A 23,306-nucleotide genomic window follows, 5' to 3' on the forward strand; every position below is an offset into this window, starting at 1 on the left:
CCCATAAATAGGCGATAACGCAGCATCAATGCCAAACAGGCGCCGCCCTTCGGGTTCTGCCTAGGAGCGATTTGCTCTTTGTTGCTCGGTTTTTACTTATTCTTACATGGATGTAAGCCAGTAGAATAACGCAGGAGCAGTTATCGAGCCCACTAGGTTACAAACCTCGCGCCGCGATTAAACCGCTCCTAGTTTGAACAAATTGTAATCCGCAAAGGTCAACTGACCCTGAAATATGTATCTAAAAATGCAGTAAATGATTGATTATCGGCTTGCTCAATTGCTTTTTGAGCTTGGTAAGACTCTGTCGCTTGTTGCTCTAACCACGACTTTGAGAATTCAGTATAACTGGCTATATCATGGCTTTGTTTATACTTTTGAGCAAGTGAGAGTGCATAATGACCATTATCTAGCCCTGATGCTTTTAATTGCTCAACATAACGCCCTGAATAGGTTAATGTAGGATTATGCACCCACGTTGCCATGCGCTTAATAGTGTTTGAGTAATAATCAACCCCGTACGCGCTATCCATCCACTTAGCAACATCAACGAGCTGATTAAATATTTCATCACCCCATGATTCAAGACTGCGCTGCTCATTATTAAAATTAAGCATTAGGCCTTTTTCTCGGCCTTGGTTTACTACTGTATCAAGATTTTCAGTGCTTCGCGCTTGCTCTTCCCAGTCCATAGGGGCTGAGTCTTTTAATAAGCAATAGGTTAAAAATACATCTAAAAAGTGTATTTGCTCTAAATCAATGCCAACTTCACTAAATGGGTTAACATCCAATGCACGAATTTCAATATATTCTATACCCGCTCTTAGTAATGCATCAGTGGGTGTTTCACCATTTTTAGCATTACGCTTAGGGCGAATTGGCGAGTAAAACTCATTCTCTATTTGTAGAATATTTTTATTTAATTGCTTTGGCTCTGCACTGGTATAGTCGTCAATACTGCCATAAATATCTGAAGGCGTATTTATGGCTTTTTTAAGCCCTGCTACATACTCATCTAATGAGTTATACATAACGCGTAATGATGACTGTGCACTGTTGGTATAACCTAAGTTACCTAATCGAAGCGCCGTGCCCACTTCTAAATATAAAGTACCTTTACCCAGCTTTTTAAACGGTAAATCGCTTTTACGCCCCTGCAAAAATGAACTACACAATGCCGGTGACGCACCAAACATATAGCTAATTAACCACAACTCGCGCTTAAAATTACGAATTAATGCTAAGTACCCATCTGATATAAAGTCTTCAAGCTTCGCGCTGCTTTGCTTTTGTGAATGTAGTGACTGCCATAACGTTTCTGGAAAAGAAATATTAAAGTGCACCCCAGCAATTGCTTGCATCATACTACCATAGCGGTTCTTTAAACCTTCGCGGTATAAGGTTTTCATTTTACCAACGTTAGAATCGCCAAATTGTGCTAATACAATATCGTCCTGATGATTTATAAAACACGGCATACTAATTGGCCACAGCAGTTCATCGTCCATATGTTCTAGGGTGAACTTTTGTAAATCTTTCAGCTGTTGTAACGTTTGCGTTGATGACTCGCTAACAGGCGTAATAAACTCAAGTAAAGACTCAGAAAAGTCAGTCGTGATATGTCCGTTGGTAAGCGCGCAGCCAACCCCTTTTGGGTGAGCTTGTTTAGAAATAGAACCATCGGGTTTAATTCTTAATGATTCTCTCTCAATACCGCGCATAATACCTTTAATAGCATGCTGATTATCTGCATTAGATAGCGCGTTGAGCGTGTTCTTTAAATTATAAGTTGCCAAAAAAAAGTTTCCTCGAGCCAAGTGGCTTAATCATAAGGTTATGGGGTCTAATTACCTTTACTCAAGATTAAATGAAGAAAAAACTATATGAATTTATTAGATATAGTTTTTAATGAATTTTAAACACGCTTTGTTTCACGCCATAAAAGATAATCTTGCCATTGCCACCAGCAATATACAATTTCTTTTGCATATTATTTGCCACAATACATCGTAACCTCAAAGCACTATTTCTCCCCGTACGAAAGGGTGAATCACTTGCTAAAAGTTTGGCATAACTAAAAAAATCAATTACTCTTAAAGTTGATAAAGATCATAAAAACATAAAAAAAAATGCCTTACTACTGCTATTTAAAACTTATCACTAACGTACATTAGTTTTAGTAATTACAATAGACACCCCAATAAAGAATGATAAAGGATTACTATGCGTCGTAATCAAAGCTTAATAGATGAAGAGGTCACTTTTGAAGAACATCAAGAGTTAGTTTCAACGACCGATCTTCGAGGTGTTATTACCTATGCCAATCATGAATTTTGCAGTATTGCTGGCTATGAAATGGATGAACTCATTAATAAAAACCACAATATCGTTCGCCATCCTGATATGCCTAAAGCGGCATTTAAAGAGATGTGGGACACCTTAAAGCAAGGGCATTCTTGGCGTGGTGCTGTAAAAAACTTATGTAAAGATGGCCGTTACTATTGGGTTGATGCATTTGTAACACCTATTTTTGAACATGGCCAATTGATTGGTTATCAGTCTGTGCGTGTAAAACTCTCGCAACACGCAAAACGCAGAGCGCAGAAGCTGTATGCCAAAATTAACGCTAATAAGTCACTATTTAGCTGGCGTGAGCACACCTCACTCAGACAGAGCTTGAGCATAGCCGGTGTTTTAGTTTGGTTAGCTAGTGTCGCTATTTGGGGGTCAATCGCGATTGCAGCGGTTAACTTGGTGGTGTGTATTATCATTTTAGCTTTAAATTATGATGAGCTAATAGCAACACCTGCAACTCTAAAGCAGCAAAAAAGCCAGGCAGATTCGGTGTCTCGTTATGTATTTAGTGGTTCACACCCTCACAGTATTAGTGATTACCGAGAGCAAATGCTTTGCGCTAAGTTAAAAACGGTACTCGGTCGTGTTAAAGACTCAACCTTGAGTTTTAATACCATTGCCCAAGGCTTAGATCAGCAATCTACGCTGACCGAACAAGGTATTTCTTCTCAGGGAACCCAGCTTGAGCAAATAGCCACAGCAATGTCACAAATGAGCACCACCATTGGTGAAATTTCTAATAATACTAATGATACCGCAGATAAAGTGGGGATCACCTATCAAAGCTGCTCTGATATAAAAAGTCATATAGCCGATAACAGCAAAATGGTATCTGACTTAGCCATGCAAGTTGAGCAAGCGGCAACCACAGCCACAGGGCTGGCCTCTGAGGCCGATAAAATTGGTCAGGTAATGAGTGAAATAGAAGGCATTGCAGAGCAAACCAATTTGTTAGCACTGAACGCCGCGATTGAAGCTGCCCGTGCTGGTGAGCATGGTCGAGGTTTTGCGGTGGTTGCTGATGAAGTACGCGCATTGTCCTCACGTACTCAAAACGCCACAGCACAAATTCATAGCTCCATTAAAGAGATTCAAGACACCTTGTTCAGCTGGTCTAAAATCATGCAGAGCACAAAACAACAAGCCGATGACTGTGTTAACACCACAGGGCAAACACAACAAGAGCTAGATAGTATTTTCATTCAAATTAGTGAAATCTCACAACTTGCTACCGACATCTCAGCCGCCGCAGAGCAACAACAAGTGGTAAGTCGAGATATTGGCTGCAATGTTGAAAAAATTAAAGGCTTGGGGGATGACAATTTACAGCTCAGTTATAGCGTAGCGCATGGCGCTGCTGAATTGGTCGAAGGCTCACGAAAAGTAAATGATTTACTGCTTACCTTTAAAGTTTAATCCACCCACTTGAATCAAAAACAAAAAAGCCGCTGTTTTCAGCGGCTTTTTACTGTGCTCAGATTATCGGCTAGTAAACTCTAAGCCCTCACTACTTGCATCAATAACAATGATGCAGCCTGGTTGAAAATCATTATTAAGCAGCTTTTGTGCTAACGGATTTTCAATGGTTTGTTGTATTGCACGCTTAAGTGGGCGAGCGCCATAAACCGGATCAAAACCACTGGCAGCAATCCGCTCAAGCGCAGCATCCGTCAATTCAAGTAAATAGCCCATCTCAGTTAATCGTTCACGCAATTTACTTAACTGTATATCTGCGATTTCTTTAATATGACTATGTGCAAGTGAGTGGAACACTACTGTTTCATCAATACGGTTAATAAATTCAGGCCTGAACTCATTATGCAGTACACCCATTACCTTTGCTTTAAGCTCGTCATAGTCATTACTTCCCGATTGCTCTTGGATAATGTCTGAACCTAAGTTAGAGGTCATAATGATAACCGTATTTTTAAAATCAACCGTACGCCCTTGGCCATCCGTTAAACGCCCGTCATCAAGAACTTGTAGTAAAATATTAAACACATCTGGATGCGCTTTTTCTATTTCATCAAGCAAAATAACCGAATAGGGTTTACGACGAACAGCTTCGGTTAAATAGCCACCTTCTTCGTAACCTACATAACCGGGAGGCGCACCGACTAAACGCGCAACTGAGTGTTTTTCCATAAACTCAGACATATCGATGCGTACCATGGCACTTTCAGTGTCAAACATATAGCCAGCCAACGCTTTTGTTAGCTCTGTTTTACCCACCCCTGTTGGCCCTAAGAATAGAAATGAGCCAATAGGACGATTCGGATCAGCAAGCCCTGCACGCGAACGACGGATGGCATTAGCCACAGCAACCACCGCTTCATCTTGCCCTATCACTTTATTGTGCAACTGCTCTTCCATTTGCAATAGTTTTTCACGCTCACCTTGAAGCATACGTGCCACCGGAATGCCGGTCCAACGTGATAAGATTTCGGCTATTTCGTCTTCGCCCACTTGGTTTTTAAGTAAGCTCATTTCTTGCATTTCGGCTTGCGATGCTAAATCAAGCTTACGCTCAAGCTCGGGTATACGGCCATATTGCAGCTCTGACATACGCTGTAAATCGCTTGCTCTGCGTGCCACTTCTAAATCAAGTCGTGCTTGTTCAAGTTCGGCTTTAATGACTTGCGTACCTTGCAAAGACGCTTTTTCGGCATTCCATACTTCATCGAGCTCACGGTATTGCACTTCAAGCTCAGTGATCAGCTCAACCATTTCTGCACGGCGCTTTTGACTCGCCTCGTCTTTTTCTTTAGCCAGGGCGTTATCTTCAATTTTTAATTGAATGATACGACGCTCTAACTTATCTAAGGCTTCAGGTTTTGAATCAATTTGCAGTCGAATAGAAGAGCCCGCTTCGTCAATTAAATCAATTGCTTTATCAGGTAATTGGCGATCACTAATATAGCGATGTGATAACTGCGCTGCAGCAACAATTGCCGGATCGGTGATTTCCACTGAGTGATGTAATTCGTAACGCTCTTTTAGACCACGTAATATAGCGATAGTATCTTCAACCGATGGCTCTTCAATTAATACTTTTTGGAAACGGCGCTCAAGTGCAGCATCTTTTTCAATGTATTTACGATATTCATCTAAGGTCGTTGCACCTACACAATGGAGTTCCCCACGTGCTAATGCAGGTTTTAACATGTTACCCGCATCCATAGCGCCATCACTTTTACCAGCGCCAACAATGGTATGAATTTCATCAATAAACAAAATCACTTGGCCTTCTTCTTTGGCCAATTCATTTAAAACTGATTTTAAACGCTCTTCAAATTCACCTCGGTATTTGGCCCCAGCAACCAACGCGCCTAAATCAAGCGAGAGTACGCGCTTATTTTTTAAGCCCTCTGGTACTTCCCCATTAATAATACGTTGCGCAAGCCCTTCGGCAATCGCGGTTTTACCCACCCCAGGCTCACCAATTAACACAGGATTGTTTTTGGTGCGGCGTTGTAATACTTGGATGGTGCGACGAATTTCATCATCACGGCCGATTACAGGGTCAAGCTTACCTTGCTCCGCCCGCTCAGTTAAATCAATAGTGTACTTTTCAAGTGCTTGACGAGTTTCTTCAGCATTAGGATCATCAACTTTTTGACCACCGCGAATTGCTTCTATGGCAGTTTCAACTTTGTTAGCAGTGATATTAAGTGCTTTAAATACACTGCCAAGCGGCCCTTTATCTTCACATGCAACTAAAACAAACAGTTCGCTTGAGATATATTTATCTTTGCGTTTTTGGGCATACTTGTCACACAGATTAATAAGTGAAACCATGTTGTTTGACAATTGCACATCGCCACCAACACCTTCCACTTTAAATAACTTTTCTATCTCTTGAGATAGTTTGGTATTGAGCTCGTCAATACTAATGCCCATTTGTGCAAACAAGGCACGCACACTTGAACCACTTTGCTTTAATAAAGCATACATAAGGTGAACGGGTTCAATAAATTGATGATCGCGACCTAGCGCTAATGATTGCGCATCTGAAAGCGCAGACTGAAATTTACTTGTAAATCTATCTAAACGCATGGGGGTTTACCTATAAAAAAACGAATTACTTTATAAATGGGTATGTTAGCGGATTTGTTCAAGGTATTGAGGGAAAAATAATCACTTAATAGTAATTTACTTGCGCCAGATCAAACTTGCCATACGACCGGTTTGGCCGTCACGTCGATAAGAAAAAAACTGATTTTTTTGAGAGAACGTGCAGTATTCACCACCACTAATATTCACAACACCCCGTTGGTTTAGCAAAATACGCGCTATGTAATAAATATCAGCTAAATATTTATCGTTATTTTGAGGTTTAAACGCATCATGCAAAGCTGGATTGTTGGCTGTAAATGTTGCAACGACCTCTTGGCCGACTTCAAATTGGTCAGCCCCTATTGCAGGACCTAACCAAGCATGTAAGTTCGTTGGTGCATGCTTAAAATAGCTAACTGTATTATTAATGATTCCTTGCGCTAACCCTCGCCAACCGGCGTGAATTGCAGCCACTTCTTGGCCATCGCTTGAAGTAAGTAAAATAGGTAAACAGTCAGCGGTCATTATAGCTAAAGGTTGATTATATAATTGCGTGTAAAGCGCATCCCCCGTCAGAGTTTGGTTAAAATCAAACCCTTCATCCACTCTAATTACATCAGCGCTATGAACCTGATTTAACCAAACAGCAGGATTAGGTATGTAACTATTTACATGCGCTCGATTGGTTAATACATCTTGGCTGTTATCACCTACATGCAATCCTAAATTCAAGCTATCAAATGGAGGCTTTGATACGCCTCCATCCCGTGTAGTACTCAATGTGCCTACACCCTGAATAGATTGCCATGTAGCTGATAAGCCAGACATAATTAACTAGCTATGTCTGGATTTGCTTTTGTATCTTCACGCAGTGCTTGAGTCATCTGAACCATATCATCAGGGATAGGTGCTTGCCAGGTCATCATTTCACCGGTAATTGGATGAGCAATGCTTAATTTAACAGCATGGAGCGCTTGACGCTTAAAGCTACGCAGTAACTCAAACAGCTCAGGCGTTGCTCCTTTTGGTGGACGAGGACGACCGCCATAAGATTGATCGCCAATTAATGGGTGGTTTAAGTACGCCATATGCACGCGAATTTGATGCGTACGTCCGGTTTCAAGGCGTAAACGCAAACGAGTATGAGCACGGAACTTTTCTGCCACACGGTAATGCGTAATCGCTGGTTTACCCATTTCATGAACTGCCATATGCGTACGCTGAGTTGGATGGCGGCCAATCGCTTTTTCAACCATACCACCGGCAGTCATAGTACCATTACATAACGCTTCATATTCACGTGTGAAATTTTCGCGCTTTTGTAAGGCTTTCACCAGGTGAGTTTGTGCCTGAATCGTTTTCGCGACAACCATTAAACCTGTGGTGTCTTTATCTAGACGATGCACTATACCCGCGCGTGGCACGTTGATAATGTCTGGAAAATGATGAAGTAACGCATTTAACACCGTACCGTCAGGATTGCCTGCGCCCGGATGAACCACTAATCCCATTGGTTTATTGATAACTAAAATATCATCGTCTTCATAAACGATGTTTAATTTGATATCTTGTGCTTCGTATTCACGAGGTGCTTCTATTGTTGTTTCAACAGCCACAACTTCACCACCGAGTAATTTTTCACGCGGGGTGTTGAAAATTTCGCCATCAACGGTGATTTTATCATCTAAAATCCACGTTTTTATCCGTGATCGTGAATAATCAGGGAACAATTGTGCTAATACTTGGTCTAGACGTTTACCACCTAAGTCTGTTGGGACCTCGGCTTGGAGAGATATTTGCTCTGACATTAGTAACTTTACCCAATTTACCAGTGCAAGCTTTGCTTGACTGGGTTAGAATCGCTTTTAATAAAAGCATAACATAATACGCATAGTTTACTCGGTTTTACCCACTTGGCCTAGCCGAAGACATCGAAGGTAACAAATAAAATGATAAATAAAATAGGGAAACGTGCATTCGCCATTGTTTTTTCAGTTTCAGTGCTTAGTTTAGGAGCTTGTTCGTCTGCGCCTGACCAAGAAGATATTCAACGAGTACCAAACAGATCAGCACAAGCACTATACGAAGATGCAAAACAAACGCTTGATTCTGGTTTATACGCACGTGCAATTGAGTTGTTAACGGCAATTGATTCTCGCTACCCGTTTGGCCCGTTTTCAAAGCAAGTACAAATGGATTTAGTGTATGCACATTACCAATCAGGTAATACAGAGCAAGCACTGGCGACAATTGACCGCTTCATTCGCTTAAACCCAAACCACAAAGATTTAGATTACATGTATTACATGCGTGGCTTGGTTAATATTAAAGCTGATAAAAATGCTTTCCAAGAATACTTTGGTGTAGATAGAGCAGACAGAGATGCTAAACGCACCCGTGTTGCTTATACCGACCTATCAACCTTAGTTAAACGTTTTCCAGAAAGTGACTATGCGCCGGAGGCAAAACGTCGTTTAGTTTGGTTATTAAACCGTATGGCTCGTTATGAGCTGAAGGTTGCAACTTACTATTATGAACGTGAAGCCTATTTAGCAGCTGCGAATCGCGGCAAGTATGTGGTAGAGCACTACTCACAAAGTAGCTACCTTGATGCAGCATTAGCCATGATGGAAAAAAGCTACGATAAGCTTGGGTTAACTGAATTAAGTGATAATGCAGCGCAAACACGCAAATTTAACAGTAGAAATAAATAACACAAAAAAGGCGCTACTTTTAAATTAAAGTAGCGCCTTTTTTATACTCAAGACAACGATTATATTGCGTCTTCATCTTCTTCTGCGGTACGAATACGAACAACACGCTCTACCTCAGTGACAAATATTTTACCATCACCAATTTTACCTGTTTGTGCGGTTTTAACAATCACATCAATAGCACGCTCTACATCTTCATCACCAAGCACAATGTCCAGCTTTACCTTAGGTAAAAAATCAACCATATACTCTGCACCACGGTATAGCTCAGTGTGGCCTTTTTGACGCCCAAACCCTTTTACTTCACTTACTGTCATACCCGTAATACCAACATCAGAAAGTGCTTCGCGCACATCATCGAGCTTAAACGGTTTAATGATTGCTTCTATTTTTTTCATATTAGTTACTTTTGAAAGCCTCAGTTGCCTCGATTTTAGACAATCATGAGGTTCATAGCAAACAAAGTGATTGAATAGCACAGGTGAAAAATAATCATGGTATGATTATTTTAATAAAAATAACTATACTAGGGTCTGTTGACCTTTCAACATCATCGAGTTAATGAGATTTATATGAAAACCAAGCATACAGGATTTACTCTATTAGAGTTAATGGTTACCGTTGCTATTGTTGCGATTATAGCGAGTATTGCAATATGGAATAGTAGCGATATGCTGGAAGAAAACCGAGGCGAAAACTTTTTATTGGAGCTAAAGCGTAATATTAGTTTTGCGCGATCACAAGCAGCTAGTACTGATGAAATCGTGGTTATTTGTGCAGCTCAGCATTCGGAGGTTAAAAATAATGATGATAGTATGCAATGCCGAGCAAGGTGGGATGGTAATAAAGTTATTATTACCTTTATTGATGCAGATAATGATGGTCAATACAATTCCTCATCTGACAGCTTAATTCGCGTTATGGAAAAAATTAACCTTAATGATAAGGTAACATTCACAGCTGGAGATAGACGAATACGGTTTAACACCAGCGGTCGTATCACCACTAAACCTGGAAATTTTATTTTTTGCCCTAATGGTACTAATGAAAATAATAAAGGGTTAACACTGTCTCAATCAGGGACTGCTTTTTATATAGGTGACACAACTCAAACCTGCAGCTAAAAGCCATTTCATACTTTGTCGTTTTTTGATTATTTACTAAACTAATATAATGGACTGTTCAATGTAAGGCTTCTGGGATGAAGTTAATTATAAGTGTTCACAAAAACGATGGCGTTACGCTAGTAGAATTACTAATAACCATTTCAGTTATAGCAATACTGAGCCAACTCTCTTTATGGTTTGTTCCTGATTTCTTGGCGCTCAATCGCGCTGATAATCAGGTGAATTTATTACACCGAAATATTAATTTAGCACGTCTTTATGCTATAGAGCATGGCAGCTACGTAACTCTTTGCGCTTTAAAAGATAAACAATGTTTAGATGGTGAGTGGCACACGGGTGTGTCACTATTTACTGATAATGACAAGTCAACATCTTTGGATAATGACGAACGTCTTATTAGTACCTTTGAACATACCCATCCCTCTGATAGCTTAGAGTACCCTCGCACTGCAATAACTTTTAGACCTGACGGCTCTTTAAATGGCTTTCAAAACGGTACTTTTATCTATTGCCCTAATAGCGAAAAAGCAAGCCTTGAAGGGCTTGCTCTATCTATAAGTCAAACAGGTCGCATACGAATAAAATCTACAAATAGATGCAAAAATAACTAACCTGAACTCTGGTTAAAAGATTTACGGATATATTGAATCATAGTGATAGCTAGGTGGATTTTCTATAGCCAGAGACTCACAGTGAAAACAAGGTGGATTTTCGCGTCAATAGCTGGACTATTGCAAGTAAATTCAACGCAATTAGCGCTAAAAGTAGCTACTTGAGATGGGTATATAATCCAGAGTAAGGTTTACCTGCATTATCTACCCCAACAATAATTTATATCTGATTGACCTTTGGTGCCTTTAGCCCCTTTTAAGCCTAAGTCATTAATAGACAGCTCAGTACAATCGGCATCCCCTTTCACCGCTCCAGCGATGGGTTTAGCTGTAATTGTAAATTCATTGCTATCAACCACATTAATTGCCAACTCAAAATGCCCGTTTTCAGTTTTACTTTGAATACCTAAGTCGCTAAACGAAGTCGAATAAACTCGGTTATCTACAAAGTATTGCTCTTGCTTGTTTGCCGCATCTAACAGCGCAGATGCTGCTTCTGCGCGTGATGCCCTTTTTACATACTCAGTGTAATTCGGCAGCGCAACTGCAGCAATGATGCCAACAATCGCAACTGTGATCATTAACTCAATTAATGTGAATCCTTGTTGTGTCTTGTTCATATACAGCCCTTAATTGTTTATTTCGTCGTTTTCTTCACGCTTATAAATATATGTTTGCTGCGTTTTAAAGCCAAAACCAATGGGCTCTTTATCATTAACCAGCTTGATTGTACCGTCAACCACTTTTAAACCAGGTCCTGTAATTTCTACAGGTTTAAGAGGGTTTTCGGCTTGCTCACCTTTTATTCCAGGACCAATTAGAAAAAACTGACTTTCTTCGATAACGTCTTCTTCTGGATTATCATCACACTTTCCATCACCGTTCGAATCGGTACAAGAGTTAGTTGCACCAAAATAAAGCTGTGGTGTATCGGGTACGTCATAACTGGTTGCAAATTTGAGCTGATCATACACTTTTGTACCATAATGCAAATGAAACGCATAAAGCGCACCACCGCCCCCACTTAAAGAACATTGATTCTCTACAACGGCATCAGATGCTGGTGTGAAAGAGGTAAAATAAGCAACCCCACCAACAACAGTAGCTGCAGCTAATGACTTTTCACCTTTGGCTAATTCATAGCGCCACCCTTTCTTTTTTGCCAACTCAGCTTCAACAAGATTAAAACCATCTATGTCATCTAGAGTATTACCAAACGGGTCATCGTTCATAATCATTAAGTCGGATGGTTTAATTGCAGCAGGCGCATTGATTTTAAATGAGCGTGTCAACGTATTTTCATCACGGATCATAAACAATTGATCTTGCTCATTTGTATTCGTTGGTTTTGAACGATTACCACTGCCGATAACAACAGCATCATAAGGAGTATCTAAACGGGTAATAACCTTATCACCGTTGATGGTCGTCTCTGTTACTTTACTAAACAAGGTACGCGCAACTAAAGGCTTATAAAAGAAACGTCTATCTTGGGTATTTTGATTGCTACCAAGCTCTGCAAGTTTGAAATGGCTGAACTCGCTGCTATCTTCTCCTGGCATATCAATTCGCCAAATATTACCACCGGTATCTGAAGCATAAATTCGGTCAATATAGCCGTCATAATCTGAATCAAGCGTAGTTAAATCAGCGGCAATGCTATGCTTACCTTTAAAACCATTGCTATCTGGGGTTAACGCCCAAACTAAACTGCCAGTTTTTGCTTCAACAATATAAATGCCCCGGCCGCTGGTGTCCTCAGACCTAATTGCGGCGTCTTTATTAATATCGTAACCTGCACCAAATACGAGTAAAGGTTTATTACCAAAGGCTTTAATATAAGCTATTTGCGGTTTTGACCATGTTTGTGCTAATTCCGTAAAGTCGCCTTTGCCGCCTTCAATTGGTTTGCTCCAAAGGCGCTTTGGCTGGTTCGGGTTTGTAATATCTAAGCCGTAGTAATTCTTGCCACCACGACGCATACCAGCAAAAGCCCAAACAGCATCTCCTTTACTAGCATCTATAATACCGTCATTTAAACCTTCGCTATTTAAACTCTTATTACTAAAGTAAACACTGATAGGGCCGTCCATACCATATACTTTACTATCCGCTTGTTTATTTCTGAGTGGTTTAATAATGTCAAATAATGCTGAAGGTATAAACGCCCAGCTTTCACTTACAGTCTCACCGGCATCTTTAAACATATGTAAAAATCCAGCATTTGTTCCTATAAGAATTCGTATATCATCATTGCCATAGTCGATGGCAATAGGTTTTGAATGTAATGGGTCGCCAAAAATATCAGAGCGTTGATCTTGTGATGAACCATCTTTATCCTCATCATCAACGTCGACCCCTCTTGCCCAATTCACATCTTGACTAGATAGGAACAACGGGTTATTGGTAACCCCGCTAAGAATGTCACTAACAACCGAAGTATTAAAACTAACAACAGAGCCTTGATTCTCCGTAAATAAATTACGAGCAAGCGGATCTATCGTGCTTAAATAATGATTCACACCACCTTGTGCAACAGCATTACCGTCAGCGGGTTGGCCTGCAGGAAGCCAAAATGTTTTTGCATCTTTTGAGATTAAACCGTCGCTATTAAGAGCAGGCTTGTTAGTTGCGTCAACAATCTGACTACCTGAAACTTTTAACTTTTTGAGGTTACCACGCCAGCGCGCACCAGTTTCTGGATAAAACATTGCAAAATAAATAGCATCACGGCTTCGAGTTTGATCTACGTTATTACTGGCCACTGATGGCGATGAAAAACTATCGTTTACTTCACGAATACGAGAAATCGTATTTTTGAGTGCGTCTGATAATTGTGCTGCAGTATTTGCATGTAAATACTGTCCACCGCCGTAGTTTGCTGTCTCAGTAAGTAGGTTCTTTCCTGAGTTGCTCATACCCGTACCAAAACCAATAGGAAATACACGTCCAATATCAAGCACATTATTGGTTTTGCTATACAAATCAACTTTTACATCATCTGTACCATGGATAATTTTCGCCAGTGCTGCTAAATAACTATTACTAACAGCAGGTGCATTTTCAGAAAAATAGTCATTATGGAGATTATATATATCATTATTTCTGTTAGAGTCGTTTGTAGGGTCACCGTCCGTCATTAAAATAATGTTGATACTATTATCACAACGTAATGGCTCACCCGCTACAGGGGCAAAGGGTGATTTATAAACTCCTGATGACTCTGCGGTAAAATCTCGATTATTAGTATTACCTCCATAGTAAACGTTTTGGCCTGTTATATATAAATACGCTTCCCACAATGTTTCAGTTAATGGGGTTGATCCGCTGGCAGGTAGCTCATCAACTTTATTTAGCAACGTTGATTTTGCAGCACCAACTCTGGCTAGTACATACCCACCATTACTACCATTAAAGCGCATTAAACCAAATTCGATATCATCATTATCGTTCACTAACTGTGTAATCGCATTTTGTGCAACTCTTAAACGACTATCACTACATGTGGCTTCATAATTGTAGTAACTAGTTCTTTTGTAACATTGCTCATTTCGTTTATAGCTATCTTTACTTTCAAAGCAATCAACCTCGTAATAACTATTACCGCTTCTTTTATAGCAGGCATTGCCATCGTTTACATCCCAGGCCATACTTCCCGAGGTATCAAAAATCATAATAACACGTGGCTTTTCATTAGTTTCCACATTGTGGTTAACATAGAGCTCTATGTCTTCACCATTCGCTGATAAACTAATTAATACACAAAATATAGAAATGAGTACTCTCTTTAACGTAAGTTTCATTTTAAATCCCCTTACTTATGCTAGCCATCTCTTGGGCTACGCCGGTCACAATTGTAAGCTGGTGCTTACTTTTAGAGCCATATTCTATGGTTGTTGAAACTTGTACCATGTTGCATGAGATACCAGCAGTAAAACTAAAACGACGAGGGCATTCTAAATCGAGTACACCATTGTTTAAATTAATCATATTGCTTTTCATATCATCACGTTCAGCCATAACAATACCCTTGTCTGAAACTTCTTCAGGGGTCAAAAAGAACTGATTAGCAGCTCCTTTACTGACTTCGTCAGCAATTATGCGCTGCACTTCACCAATTAGTTGGTTTTCTGCAACCTCGCGCTCTTGGGCTGCGTTGGTAATTTTAATATCAATACTACTACTGCTCATTAAAGTAACCGCAATTCCTGTCACTGCTATGACCATAATAAGCGCTGTAATAAGTACAACGCCATGTTGTTTATTTTTCATCTGCGTTAAATACGCCATAAATTTGCACCCACGTTATTTAAACGAATAGTCGTCGTGAAAACAGTTCGTCTGAAATTATCTGAAAAAGTGAGAGTGCGACTATTAGCATCTTCCCCTAATACGTACGTTTGGTTCTTAATTTTAAGACCTGGATCAGGCTGCAATGCTCTGATCAATAAAAAAACTTGTACTGTTAAAATGCCTTTACGATTTTCCCAGTCACTGACATTCATATCATTGATGCTTTTGTATGTATCAACACGGCTGTCGCTGGTAGTATCTAGACCAAAAACAAAACGCATATTTTCCACGCCTTCCATTATGGTTTCAGTGTTTATAGACCCTCCCACCAAACGTTTTCGCATTAGTGCAGGTACAGTAAGGCTCTTATTATTTACCGTATAAGTTTGCTCTGAAATATAATAGCTGTGATGACTATACGGCCATACCGACGCATTAATATTTATGCTAGTAGGGTCAACAACACCTCGCTCAAAGCGAGCACTTTCTTGCTCAGCAATAAAATAATTCTCATCACTTTGCGTTTCATTAACACCTGCGGCATCCACTTCTAGTTGGTTTCCTTGTAAAAACTTAACCTGTAAAATATCAGTGCCTGCTAAAGGGTTATTAACGCAATTAAGTTCACTTGAACTAGTAGCTGTTTTTGCATAAAGCGTTTTAAAGTTACTGCTGCTGGTTAAATCAGGAAAGCTACCGTTATTGAGACCTTCAAAACAATCACCTGTAGGATTCGACAATGATGATGTGTTTATAACGGTGAAAGAATCATCATAAAATGTTCCCCAAAAACCAACCTGCTCAATATCACGTTGCATAATATTTATAGCTAAGCGACCTGATTCTTGTAACTCACCTATAGTCATTGTGTCTTTGGTGGTTACTTTCATACCGATATAAGTAAACATTACCCCACCCAAAATTAATCCCCCTATAAATAGAGATATCATCATTTCAATGAGTGTAAATCCTGTTTGCTTCATTTTAGCTCCTAACGTATACATAGCTATTAAGCACGACTAAGCGACGTTTTTTATCTGCAACACCACAGCTAATTTTACCTGTGGCCTCACTCGCTTTAAATTCTTGGCGACCCTGCCAAGAAACAATAACCTCTATGTTATATGCTTTCCCCCCAGACCCCCCTACAACTTCAGGGTTAATACACACAGTTGCCCCATCAAGTGATCCGGTATTCTCTCGGGCTCGGATAGCACGTTTCCATTGCTCGATATCTAAACTAGCTATTTGTGCGTTACTACAAGAGCTTGTAAAACATGTTTTAGACGGTTTCTTAGTGGTTTCACTGGTAAACTCTACATCATAATGGGTCGCGAGTTGCGATGTATCGTTTGCTCGAATACGTTGAATAATATCATTACCAAGCGCAACAGCAGCAGCACGTTGCATTGAATCAAAACTTGCTTGCTTTGCTTTTGCTTGTAAAGCCACCGCACCGAGTAAGCCAAAGCTTAAAATAATGAAAGCAATCAGAACTTCGATGAGAGTAAAGCCCTTTTGAAACTTAAATACAGTCGAGAACATACTTAAACCAAATAATAATTATCTAACAATAAGTGTATGCAATTAAAAATTAGATTCAACTAGAACCATGACTAACGGTTAATTATGTTGATAAGCGGTTAATGGGTAGGTGTATTAAAGTTCGCTTTTTACGCTTTTGAGTGCTCGACGACTTACAGCTAAAAAAGCGCTACAGCCTTGTAGCTCAATAACATGTTGATGGTTTTTAAGCGTATGTAGGGCAATGATTTTGTTCTTATTCACCAAAGTATGTCGATGAATTCTTAATAAATGATGCGGGTATTGCATTTCAAGATGCTTTAAACTGTCCTCAATTAAAGCTTCCCCTTGATCAAACACAACCTTGGTATACTTTTCCTCTGCGTTAAAATAAAAAATACTCTCTATTTCAATACTTCTGATAGTGCCGGCCAGTTGATACGTTACTTTTTCTGTATGTTGCTGTTGCAGGTGTACTCTGTTTAAACGTCCTAGCTGTTGTAATGCATGTTGCAAACTTTTTACTGATATAGGTTTTACTAAATACCCAGCTGCATTTAGTTGCAGTGCATCAAGTGCATGCTCAGGGTGAGCGGTTATAAAAATAATCGCAGGGGGAACCGCCAAGCCATTGAGTTGATTAGCCACTTCGATGCCATTTAAGCCTGGCATGTCAACATCTAAAAACACTAAATCAGGCTGAAGCTCTTCTATTTTCATTAAAGCGTCATTGCCATTATCGGCCTCACCTTGAACATGAATGGATGTATGGCTTTGACCAAGTAAACGCTTTAAGCGTGCTCTTGCTAAGGGTTCATCATCTACAATCAGTACATTCATAACATGTTCTCTGTTTGTTTTGGGATAACCACTTTAACTCTAAATTTATTTTCTTTGTTGGTTATAGTCAATTGCGCCCGACCTTTATAATAAATACTTAAACGAGAACGGATATTATCAATTGCCATACCGTTATGCTCTCTAGTATTAGCAGTTTCAGTAGGTACAGGGTTAGTTACAATCAAGGTTAAATAATGTGTTGTAACATGCAACTCAATACTAATGGTAGCACCACTTTGGCTGGGCTCTACACCATGACATACTGCGTTCTCTACCAAAGGTTGTAATGTTAGATATGGAATATAGAGCGCAGGGAGGTTTTCTGGTAATGACCACTCAACCTGTAAACGCTCTGCAAAACGCCATGATTCAAGAGCAATATATTGTTTAGTTAATATTATTTCATCACTGAGTAATACACTTTGCCCTGAACGCATTGCAGCTTGCGAAAGCGCTGCTAATGCCAAAATAGCATTCTCAGCAGCTTCAACGTCATGATGCGTTAATTCTGCTGCCGTATTCAAACTATTATATAAAAAATGGGGTCTGATCCGCGCCTGCAAGGCATCAAGCTCCGCTCGAGAGAGTGCTTTGGCTTGCTGTTCTTTTTCAAAATGAATAAGCAAAAATTGTACAAAAAGTAAGGTAAGCAAAAATACAATAATGCAATTACGTAACACAAAAAACGTAAGTTGTTTTTCGTTTTCTATATCAAAAGCAATATGAGAAAAAGCCAGACTAAATAAAGCAGTGCTCAGACTATATACAGCAATAAAAAAACTAAGCTGAATAAACTGAGGCTGTTTTGCAAGAAATCGCCGGCAAATGTATAAAAGAGAGGTACTGACTAATACTGTTACATGAAGAAATAAACTAATCTCTCCCAAGTGCAGCCATATGTCACCGCCAGCATTAGGAGCAAAAGCTAAAATAATAGCCACGACTTGTGTTACTACGAGGGATGCAAGTACACCACGCTCATTAAAAAGGGCCGAAAAAAGTAGTGCATCTGGTGTCAGTTGCTTACTCATTCGGCCCTCCTTTTATCTATTAATAGACTAACGCAGCTCTACTGGTACAGCAAAAACGATGTTTTCTTCTTCACCTGGGTTCTCGGTTACTTGCGTGCCACCAAGCTCTTTTAAGCGAGTAATGACTTGCTGAACTAATACCTCAGGAGCTGAAGCACCGGCAGTCACACCTACACTATTGATACCATTAAACCATGATGCTTCAACATTACTAGCATCATCAATTAAATAGGCTTGCGTACCCATCTTATCTGCCAGCTCTCGTAAGCGATTAGAGTTGGAACTGTTTTTAGCACCCACAACTAATAACACATCTACTTTATCAGCTAAATCACGAACCGCATCTTGACGGTTTTGCGTTGCATAACAAATATCATCTTTACGTGGGCCATCGATTGCAGGGAATTTACTACGTAAAGCATCAATCACATCGGCAGTATCATCTACAGATAGAGTTGTTTGGCTGCAGTAAAAAAGATTATCCGCATTTTTTACATCAAGCTTTAATACATCATCAACCGTTTCAACAAGGTAAATACCACCTTGCTCGTTATCGTATTGACCCATGGTACCCTCAACCTCAGGGTGTCCGTGGTGGCCAATTAAGATGCATTCAATACCTTTTTTACTAGCACGAGTTACTTCCATATGCACCTTAGTCACTAACGGACAGGTTGCATCAAATACTTTTAACTCTCTGCGTTTAGCCTCTGAGCGAACAGCCTGAGATACACCATGAGCGCTGAAAATAACAATGCTATCATCAGGAACCTGATCTAGTTCTTCAACAAACACGGCGCCGCGATTTTTTAAACCATCGACTACATAACGGTTATGCACCACTTCGTGTCTTACATAGATTGGTTTTTCAAAAATATCTAAAGCGCGCTCAACAATACTAATTGCGCGGTCAACACCGGCGCAAAAGCCTCGTGGATTAGCTAGTAATATTTCCATTAACCTTGTACCTCAATAATATCAACCTCAAACGTTAAACGTTGACCTGCTAATGGGTGGTTAAAATCGATAGTGACTGACTCACCTTGCACTTCACGAACCAGGCCTGGAAGCTCAGTACCATCAGGTTGAGTAAAGGCAATAATCGCACCTACTTTAGCCGGTGTTTCTGCACCAAACTTACTACGATCTACATAATAAATATTATCTGGATTAGGTTGACCAAAGGCATCTTCAGGCTCAAGTTCAAATGTTTTGCTTTCACCCGCAGTTAGGCCAAGCAAACATTTTTCAAAGTTAGCGGTTAAGCTGCCATCACCCATAGTGAGCTTAGCAGGTTTGTTATGTACTTTTGTTGAGTCAGCGGCAGAGCCATCTTCTAGTTTAATAGAAAAATGAAAAATAACGTCTGAGTTTTCACCAATTACAGCTTGGCTCATGCTTTATGCTCCTTTGGTTCTTCGCCTGTAAAGGCGTCAAATAGTAATAATGCAGCGCCTATACAAATAGCGCAGTCTGCAATATTAAATACGGGGAAATGTGAGTCTTCGTAAAACACATGTAAAAAGTCAATAACGTATCCATAAGCAACACGGTCGTATAAGTTGCCGATAGCACCCGCTAACACTAACGAATATGCACTGCACAATACTTTATTAGATGCAGGAAGGCGCTTTAACCACCATACCAACAAACAACTAATTGCGATTGCTATTACACTTAAAAACCAACGTTGCCAGCCACCCGCTTCGCTTAAAAAGCTGTAAGCTGCACCGTAATTATGTACATAAGTGATACTAAAAACAGGCAGTAGATTAATTGACTCACCATAAGCCATGGTGTTTACAACCAGTGTTTTACTGGCAAAGTCTATTACTAGTAGTAATAGACTCAACCAAAGCCACACTAAACCACTTTTTTGGGCTAGTTTGCTCACTAAAAACAACTCCTAAGCGAATTGACGCTTTTCACCTTCACCGTCAACGTTACTAACACAACGACCACAGATTTCAGGGTGCGCAGGCTCAATACCTACATCTTCACTATAATGCCAACAGCGCTCACACTTTTTAGCATCAGTTGCTGATACGCTAATGTATAAACCTTCAATTTCGGTTGCTTGTGAGTCTGCTGGCTGGCTCTCTACTTCAGTAACATTTACAGCTGAAGTGAGTAACACAAAGCGCAGTTCATCGCCCAATGCCGCCAGCTTAGCTGCAAGTTCTTTGCTTGCAAACAAGTTAACCGTTGCTTGTAATGTAGCGCCAATCACTTCTTCTTTACGTGCAGCTTCTAGCAGACGGTTTACTTCGTCACGCACATTTAAAATAGCTTGCCAATCTTCATTACTAAACTTGGTCGTAGTTGGCGCTTGTAAGCCCTCATACCAAGTTGAAGTAAATACATAGTCACTGCGCTCGCCTGGAAGTGCTTCCCAAATTTCTTGTGCTGTAAAGCTCATGATTGGTGCCATCCAACGCGTCATTGCTTCAGCAATGTGGTACAGCGCGGTTTGACAAGAACGACGTGCATGACTGTCGCTTTTTGCCGTGTACTGACGATCTTTTATAACGTCTAAGTAGAACGAACCAAGCTCACCGGTACAGAAGTTCATTAGCTTTTGCGTTACTAATAGCATTTGGTAGCTATCGTACGCTGCTAAAATGTCATCTTGTAACTGTGCTGCGCGCCCTACAATCCACTTATCAAGCTCAACCATATCATCAACAGCAACTTGATCCGTTTTTGGATCAAAACCGCTAAGGTTAGCAAGTAAGTAACGGCTGGTGTTACGAATACGACGGTAGCGATCTGCTGAACGTTTGAATATTTCATCTGATACCGTCATTTCTGCCGTGTAATCAGTTGATGCTACCCATAAACGTAAAATATCAGCACCTAGTTTATTCATCACATTTTGTGGTGAAATAACATTACCTAATGACTTAGACATTTTGCGGCCGTTTTCATCAACCGTAAAGCCATGCGTTAGCACTTGTTTGTAAGGTGCATGACCATTTATTGCCACTGAGGTCATCATTGATGACATAAACCAACCACGGTGTTGATCTGAACCCTCTAGGTATAAATCAGCAGGACCGGTTAAATCTTCACGCGCATCAACAACACAGGCATGAGTTACACCTGAATCAAACCACACATCGAGTGTGTCTTGCACTTTCATGTATTGTTGTGCGTCTTCTTCACCTAGTAAAGTAGCTGGGTCTAAGTCATACCAAGCTTGAATACCTGACTTTTCAACAAGCGCTGCTGCTTGCTCAATCAGCTCTTGAGTATTTGGGTGTAATGCACCCGTGTCTTTATCAACAAACAGCGCAATAGGTACACCCCAAGTACGTTGGCGTGAAATACACCAATCAGGGCGGCCTTCAACCATGTTGGCAATACGGCTTTCGCCCCATTCAGGTAACCATTGGGTATTTTTAATTTCAGCCAGTGAGTCTTGGCGCAAGTTAGCCTGATCCATGCTAACAAACCATTGTGGTGTGGCACGGAAAATAATAGGTGTTTTATGGCGCCAGCAATGTGGGTAGCTGTGCGTTAATGCATGATGATGCATTAGGGCATTATTTTCTTTTAATACCTCAATTACACTCGCATTGGCTTTAAACACATGTTGACCGGCAAATAATTCAGTATCAGGTAAGTACACACCGTTTGCGCCAACAGGGTTAGCTACTTCAAGATTGTACTCAAGACCTGCCACGAAATCTTCTTGACCATGACCTGGTGCAGTATGCACGATACCCGTACCAGAATCTGTTGTTACGTGCTCAGCAACAATAACAGGAACATTAAAGTCATAAAAAGGATGTGCTACGGTTAAGTTTTCAAGTGCTGCGCCTTTAACATAGCCAAGGATATGGAAATGGTTAAAACCAAAACGATCCATCGCATCTTTAACCAGCTCAGAACCTATAATAAGACGTTGCTGAACGCCTTCATCTTCTACTTGTACTAGCGCGTATTCTAAATCAGCATGCACAGCTACCGCACGGTTTGCTGGCAAAGTCCATGGTGTCGTAGTCCAAATAACGGTTCCTACGCTACCTGTTCCTGTATGGCCAGCCGCTAAATCAAACGCATTAACCACCGCATCTTGATCTGTAAAAGTAAAACGTACATCAATAGCTGGAGATTGTTTATCTTGGTATTCAACTTCTGCCTCAGCTAATGCTGAACCACAATCTGTACACCAATGCACAGGCTTAGCACCTTTATGTAAGTGACCATTTTTTATAATGCGGCCTAGTACACGAATGGCATTAGCTTCAAAGTCAAAGTTCATGGTTAGGTAAGGTTTATCCCAATCACCAAAAACGCCTAAACGTTTAAAGTCTACTTTTTGGCCTTCCACTTGCTTTTTAGCATAGGCACGACATTTCTCACGAAACTCTGCCGCAGTTACCTTAACACCGGGTTTACCGACTTTTTTCTCAACCATTAACTCGATTGGTAAACCATGACAGTCCCAACCTGGTACGTATGGCGCATCAAAGTCTGATAAGGTTTTAGACTTAACAATAATATCTTTTAATATTTTATTTACTGAGTGGCCTAAATGGATATCGCCGTTTGCATACGGAGGGCCGTCATGCAAAATGAAAGTTTTTTTACCTTTCTTCGCGCTGCGAATTTGACCGTATAGGTCGTCTTCATACCATGCTTTAAGCATTTTTGGTTCACGTTGTGCCAAATTGCCACGCATTGGAAACATTGTTTCCGGTAAATTCAAAGTATGTTTGTAGTCGCTCATTAATCCTACTTTCCGTTTCT

20 protein-coding genes are annotated in these 23,306 nt (G+C 40.3%); 4 read left to right on the forward strand and 16 right to left on the reverse strand.

Annotated features, from left to right (window positions below; all coding sequences use genetic code 11):
• Positions 1-218: 218 nt before the first annotated feature.
• Positions 219-1,796: a glutamate--cysteine ligase gene (gene gshA, locus PUND_RS12440; protein WP_010391296.1), complete on the reverse strand. Its 1,578-nt coding sequence runs from the start codon at positions 1,794-1,796 to the stop codon at positions 219-221.
• A 427-nt stretch (positions 1,797-2,223) separates the two neighbouring features.
• Between gshA and PUND_RS12445 the strand changes: the two genes are divergently transcribed.
• Positions 2,224-3,771, forward strand: a complete 1,548-nt coding sequence (locus PUND_RS12445) for a methyl-accepting chemotaxis protein (RefSeq protein ID WP_010391294.1) — start codon at positions 2,224-2,226, stop codon at positions 3,769-3,771.
• Positions 3,772-3,834: 63 nt separating this feature from the next.
• Here PUND_RS12445 and clpB read toward each other — a convergent pair whose 3' ends face one another.
• The 3 genes from clpB to rluD all read right to left on the reverse strand — a co-directional run bounded on the left by clpB (position 3,835) and on the right by rluD (position 8,219).
• Entirely contained in the window at positions 3,835-6,411 is a 2,577-nt protein-coding gene (clpB, locus tag PUND_RS12450; RefSeq protein WP_010391293.1) for an ATP-dependent chaperone ClpB, read from the reverse strand.
• Between the two features lie 96 nt (positions 6,412-6,507).
• A complete protein-coding gene (gene pgeF, locus PUND_RS12455; protein ID WP_010391292.1) occupies positions 6,508-7,239 on the reverse strand; it encodes a peptidoglycan editing factor PgeF in 732 nt (243 codons plus the stop codon).
• 2 nt (positions 7,240-7,241) lie between these two features.
• On the reverse strand, positions 7,242-8,219 hold the full coding sequence (rluD, locus tag PUND_RS12460; RefSeq protein WP_010391291.1) for a 23S rRNA pseudouridine(1911/1915/1917) synthase RluD: 978 nt from the start codon (positions 8,217-8,219) through the stop codon (positions 7,242-7,244).
• A gap of 141 nt (positions 8,220-8,360) precedes the next feature.
• Here rluD and PUND_RS12465 point away from each other — a divergent pair, with 141 nt between their 5' ends.
• Positions 8,361-9,125 carry an outer membrane protein assembly factor BamD gene (locus tag PUND_RS12465; protein ID WP_010391290.1) on the forward strand — a complete coding sequence of 255 codons (765 nt, stop codon included), beginning with the start codon at positions 8,361-8,363 and terminating at the stop codon, positions 9,123-9,125.
• A 59-nt stretch (positions 9,126-9,184) separates the two neighbouring features.
• Here PUND_RS12465 and PUND_RS12470 read toward each other — a convergent pair whose 3' ends face one another.
• A complete protein-coding gene (locus PUND_RS12470; RefSeq protein ID WP_008114445.1) occupies positions 9,185-9,523 on the reverse strand; it encodes a P-II family nitrogen regulator in 339 nt (112 codons plus the stop codon).
• A gap of 174 nt (positions 9,524-9,697) precedes the next feature.
• On the opposite strand from PUND_RS12470, the gene PUND_RS12475 reads away from it, so the two are divergent.
• Together PUND_RS12475 and PUND_RS12480 are read left to right on the forward strand one after the other, a co-directional pair.
• A complete protein-coding gene (locus PUND_RS12475; protein ID WP_010391289.1) occupies positions 9,698-10,249 on the forward strand; it encodes a GspH/FimT family pseudopilin in 552 nt (183 codons plus the stop codon).
• 77 nt (positions 10,250-10,326) lie between these two features.
• Positions 10,327-10,863 carry a GspH/FimT family pseudopilin gene (locus PUND_RS12480; RefSeq protein ID WP_010391288.1) on the forward strand — a complete coding sequence of 179 codons (537 nt, stop codon included), beginning with the start codon at positions 10,327-10,329 and terminating at the stop codon, positions 10,861-10,863.
• Positions 10,864-11,063: 200 nt separating this feature from the next.
• On the opposite strand, the gene PUND_RS12485 is transcribed toward PUND_RS12480, so the two are convergent.
• The 11 genes from PUND_RS12485 to ileS all read right to left on the reverse strand — a co-directional run bounded on the left by PUND_RS12485 (position 11,064) and on the right by ileS (position 23,286).
• Complete coding sequence (locus tag PUND_RS12485; protein WP_010391286.1) at positions 11,064-11,483, reverse strand: type IV pilin protein; 420 nt, start codon at positions 11,481-11,483, stop codon at positions 11,064-11,066.
• A 9-nt stretch (positions 11,484-11,492) separates the two neighbouring features.
• Entirely contained in the window at positions 11,493-14,666 is a 3,174-nt protein-coding gene (locus PUND_RS12490) for a pilus assembly protein (protein ID WP_010391284.1), read from the reverse strand.
• A 1-nt stretch (position 14,667) separates the two neighbouring features.
• Positions 14,668-15,153: a hypothetical protein gene (locus PUND_RS12495; RefSeq protein WP_010391282.1), complete on the reverse strand. Its 486-nt coding sequence runs from the start codon at positions 15,151-15,153 to the stop codon at positions 14,668-14,670.
• Complete coding sequence (locus PUND_RS12500) at positions 15,141-16,139, reverse strand: PilW family protein (RefSeq protein WP_010391281.1); 999 nt, start codon at positions 16,137-16,139, stop codon at positions 15,141-15,143. Before PUND_RS12500 ends, PUND_RS12495 begins: the two co-directional genes overlap by 13 nt.
• 1 nt (position 16,140) lies before the next feature.
• Positions 16,141-16,701, reverse strand: coding sequence for a type IV pilus modification protein PilV (gene pilV / locus PUND_RS12505; RefSeq protein ID WP_010391280.1), 561 nt, complete (start codon positions 16,699-16,701; stop codon positions 16,141-16,143).
• 114 nt (positions 16,702-16,815) lie between these two features.
• Complete coding sequence (locus tag PUND_RS12510; protein WP_010391279.1) at positions 16,816-17,520, reverse strand: LytR/AlgR family response regulator transcription factor; 705 nt, start codon at positions 17,518-17,520, stop codon at positions 16,816-16,818.
• Positions 17,517-18,551: a sensor histidine kinase gene (locus PUND_RS12515; protein WP_010391277.1), complete on the reverse strand. Its 1,035-nt coding sequence runs from the start codon at positions 18,549-18,551 to the stop codon at positions 17,517-17,519. The genes PUND_RS12510 and PUND_RS12515 overlap by 4 nt, the downstream gene beginning before the upstream one ends.
• 27 nt (positions 18,552-18,578) lie before the next feature.
• Positions 18,579-19,508 (reverse strand): 4-hydroxy-3-methylbut-2-enyl diphosphate reductase, encoded by a 930-nt coding sequence (gene ispH / locus PUND_RS12520; RefSeq protein WP_010391276.1) that lies wholly within the window; start codon positions 19,506-19,508, stop codon positions 18,579-18,581.
• A complete protein-coding gene (fkpB, locus tag PUND_RS12525) occupies positions 19,508-19,948 on the reverse strand; it encodes an FKBP-type peptidyl-prolyl cis-trans isomerase (RefSeq protein ID WP_010391275.1) in 441 nt (146 codons plus the stop codon). The genes ispH and fkpB overlap by 1 nt, the downstream gene beginning before the upstream one ends.
• Positions 19,945-20,445 carry a signal peptidase II gene (gene lspA / locus PUND_RS12530; RefSeq protein ID WP_010391273.1) on the reverse strand — a complete coding sequence of 167 codons (501 nt, stop codon included), beginning with the start codon at positions 20,443-20,445 and terminating at the stop codon, positions 19,945-19,947. Before lspA ends, fkpB begins: the two co-directional genes overlap by 4 nt.
• Positions 20,446-20,457: 12 nt before the next feature.
• Positions 20,458-23,286, reverse strand: a complete 2,829-nt coding sequence (gene ileS, locus PUND_RS12535; protein ID WP_010391272.1) for an isoleucine--tRNA ligase — start codon at positions 23,284-23,286, stop codon at positions 20,458-20,460.
• Positions 23,287-23,306: the final 20 nt, after the last annotated feature.

Source organism: Pseudoalteromonas undina (genome assembly GCF_000238275.3).
GTDB lineage: Bacteria > Pseudomonadota > Gammaproteobacteria > Enterobacterales > Alteromonadaceae > Pseudoalteromonas > Pseudoalteromonas undina.

Bases quoted from the DNA above. Each gene is read 5' to 3' on its own strand.
- PUND_RS12465 (WP_010391290.1), top strand. From the start codon at position 8,361: ATGATAAATAAAATAGGGAAACGTGCATTCGCCATTGTTTTTTCAGTT.
- PUND_RS12445 (WP_010391294.1), top strand. From the start codon at position 2,224: ATGCGTCGTAATCAAAGCTTAATAGATGAAGAGGTCACTTTTGAAGAA.
- pilV (WP_010391280.1), bottom strand. From the start codon at position 16,701: ATGTTCTCGACTGTATTTAAGTTTCAAAAGGGCTTTACTCTCATCGAA.
- PUND_RS12495 (WP_010391282.1), bottom strand. From the start codon at position 15,153: ATGGCGTATTTAACGCAGATGAAAAATAAACAACATGGCGTTGTACTT.
- PUND_RS12475 (WP_010391289.1), top strand. From the start codon at position 9,698: ATGAAAACCAAGCATACAGGATTTACTCTATTAGAGTTAATGGTTACC.
- PUND_RS12470 (WP_008114445.1), bottom strand. From the start codon at position 9,523: ATGAAAAAAATAGAAGCAATCATTAAACCGTTTAAGCTCGATGATGTG.
- PUND_RS12480 (WP_010391288.1), top strand. From the start codon at position 10,327: ATGAAGTTAATTATAAGTGTTCACAAAAACGATGGCGTTACGCTAGTA.
- ispH (WP_010391276.1), bottom strand. From the start codon at position 19,508: ATGGAAATATTACTAGCTAATCCACGAGGCTTTTGCGCCGGTGTTGAC.
- PUND_RS12510 (WP_010391279.1), bottom strand. From the start codon at position 17,520: ATGAATGTACTGATTGTAGATGATGAACCCTTAGCAAGAGCACGCTTA.
- clpB (WP_010391293.1), bottom strand. From the start codon at position 6,411: ATGCGTTTAGATAGATTTACAAGTAAATTTCAGTCTGCGCTTTCAGAT.
- pgeF (WP_010391292.1), bottom strand. From the start codon at position 7,239: ATGTCTGGCTTATCAGCTACATGGCAATCTATTCAGGGTGTAGGCACA.
- PUND_RS12485 (WP_010391286.1), bottom strand. From the start codon at position 11,483: ATGAACAAGACACAACAAGGATTCACATTAATTGAGTTAATGATCACA.
- PUND_RS12490 (WP_010391284.1), bottom strand. From the start codon at position 14,666: ATGAAACTTACGTTAAAGAGAGTACTCATTTCTATATTTTGTGTATTA.
- fkpB (WP_010391275.1), bottom strand. From the start codon at position 19,948: ATGAGCCAAGCTGTAATTGGTGAAAACTCAGACGTTATTTTTCATTTT.
- rluD (WP_010391291.1), bottom strand. From the start codon at position 8,219: ATGTCAGAGCAAATATCTCTCCAAGCCGAGGTCCCAACAGACTTAGGT.
- ileS (WP_010391272.1), bottom strand. From the start codon at position 23,286: ATGAGCGACTACAAACATACTTTGAATTTACCGGAAACAATGTTTCCA.
- PUND_RS12515 (WP_010391277.1), bottom strand. From the start codon at position 18,551: ATGAGTAAGCAACTGACACCAGATGCACTACTTTTTTCGGCCCTTTTT.
- PUND_RS12500 (WP_010391281.1), bottom strand. From the start codon at position 16,139: ATGAAGCAAACAGGATTTACACTCATTGAAATGATGATATCTCTATTT.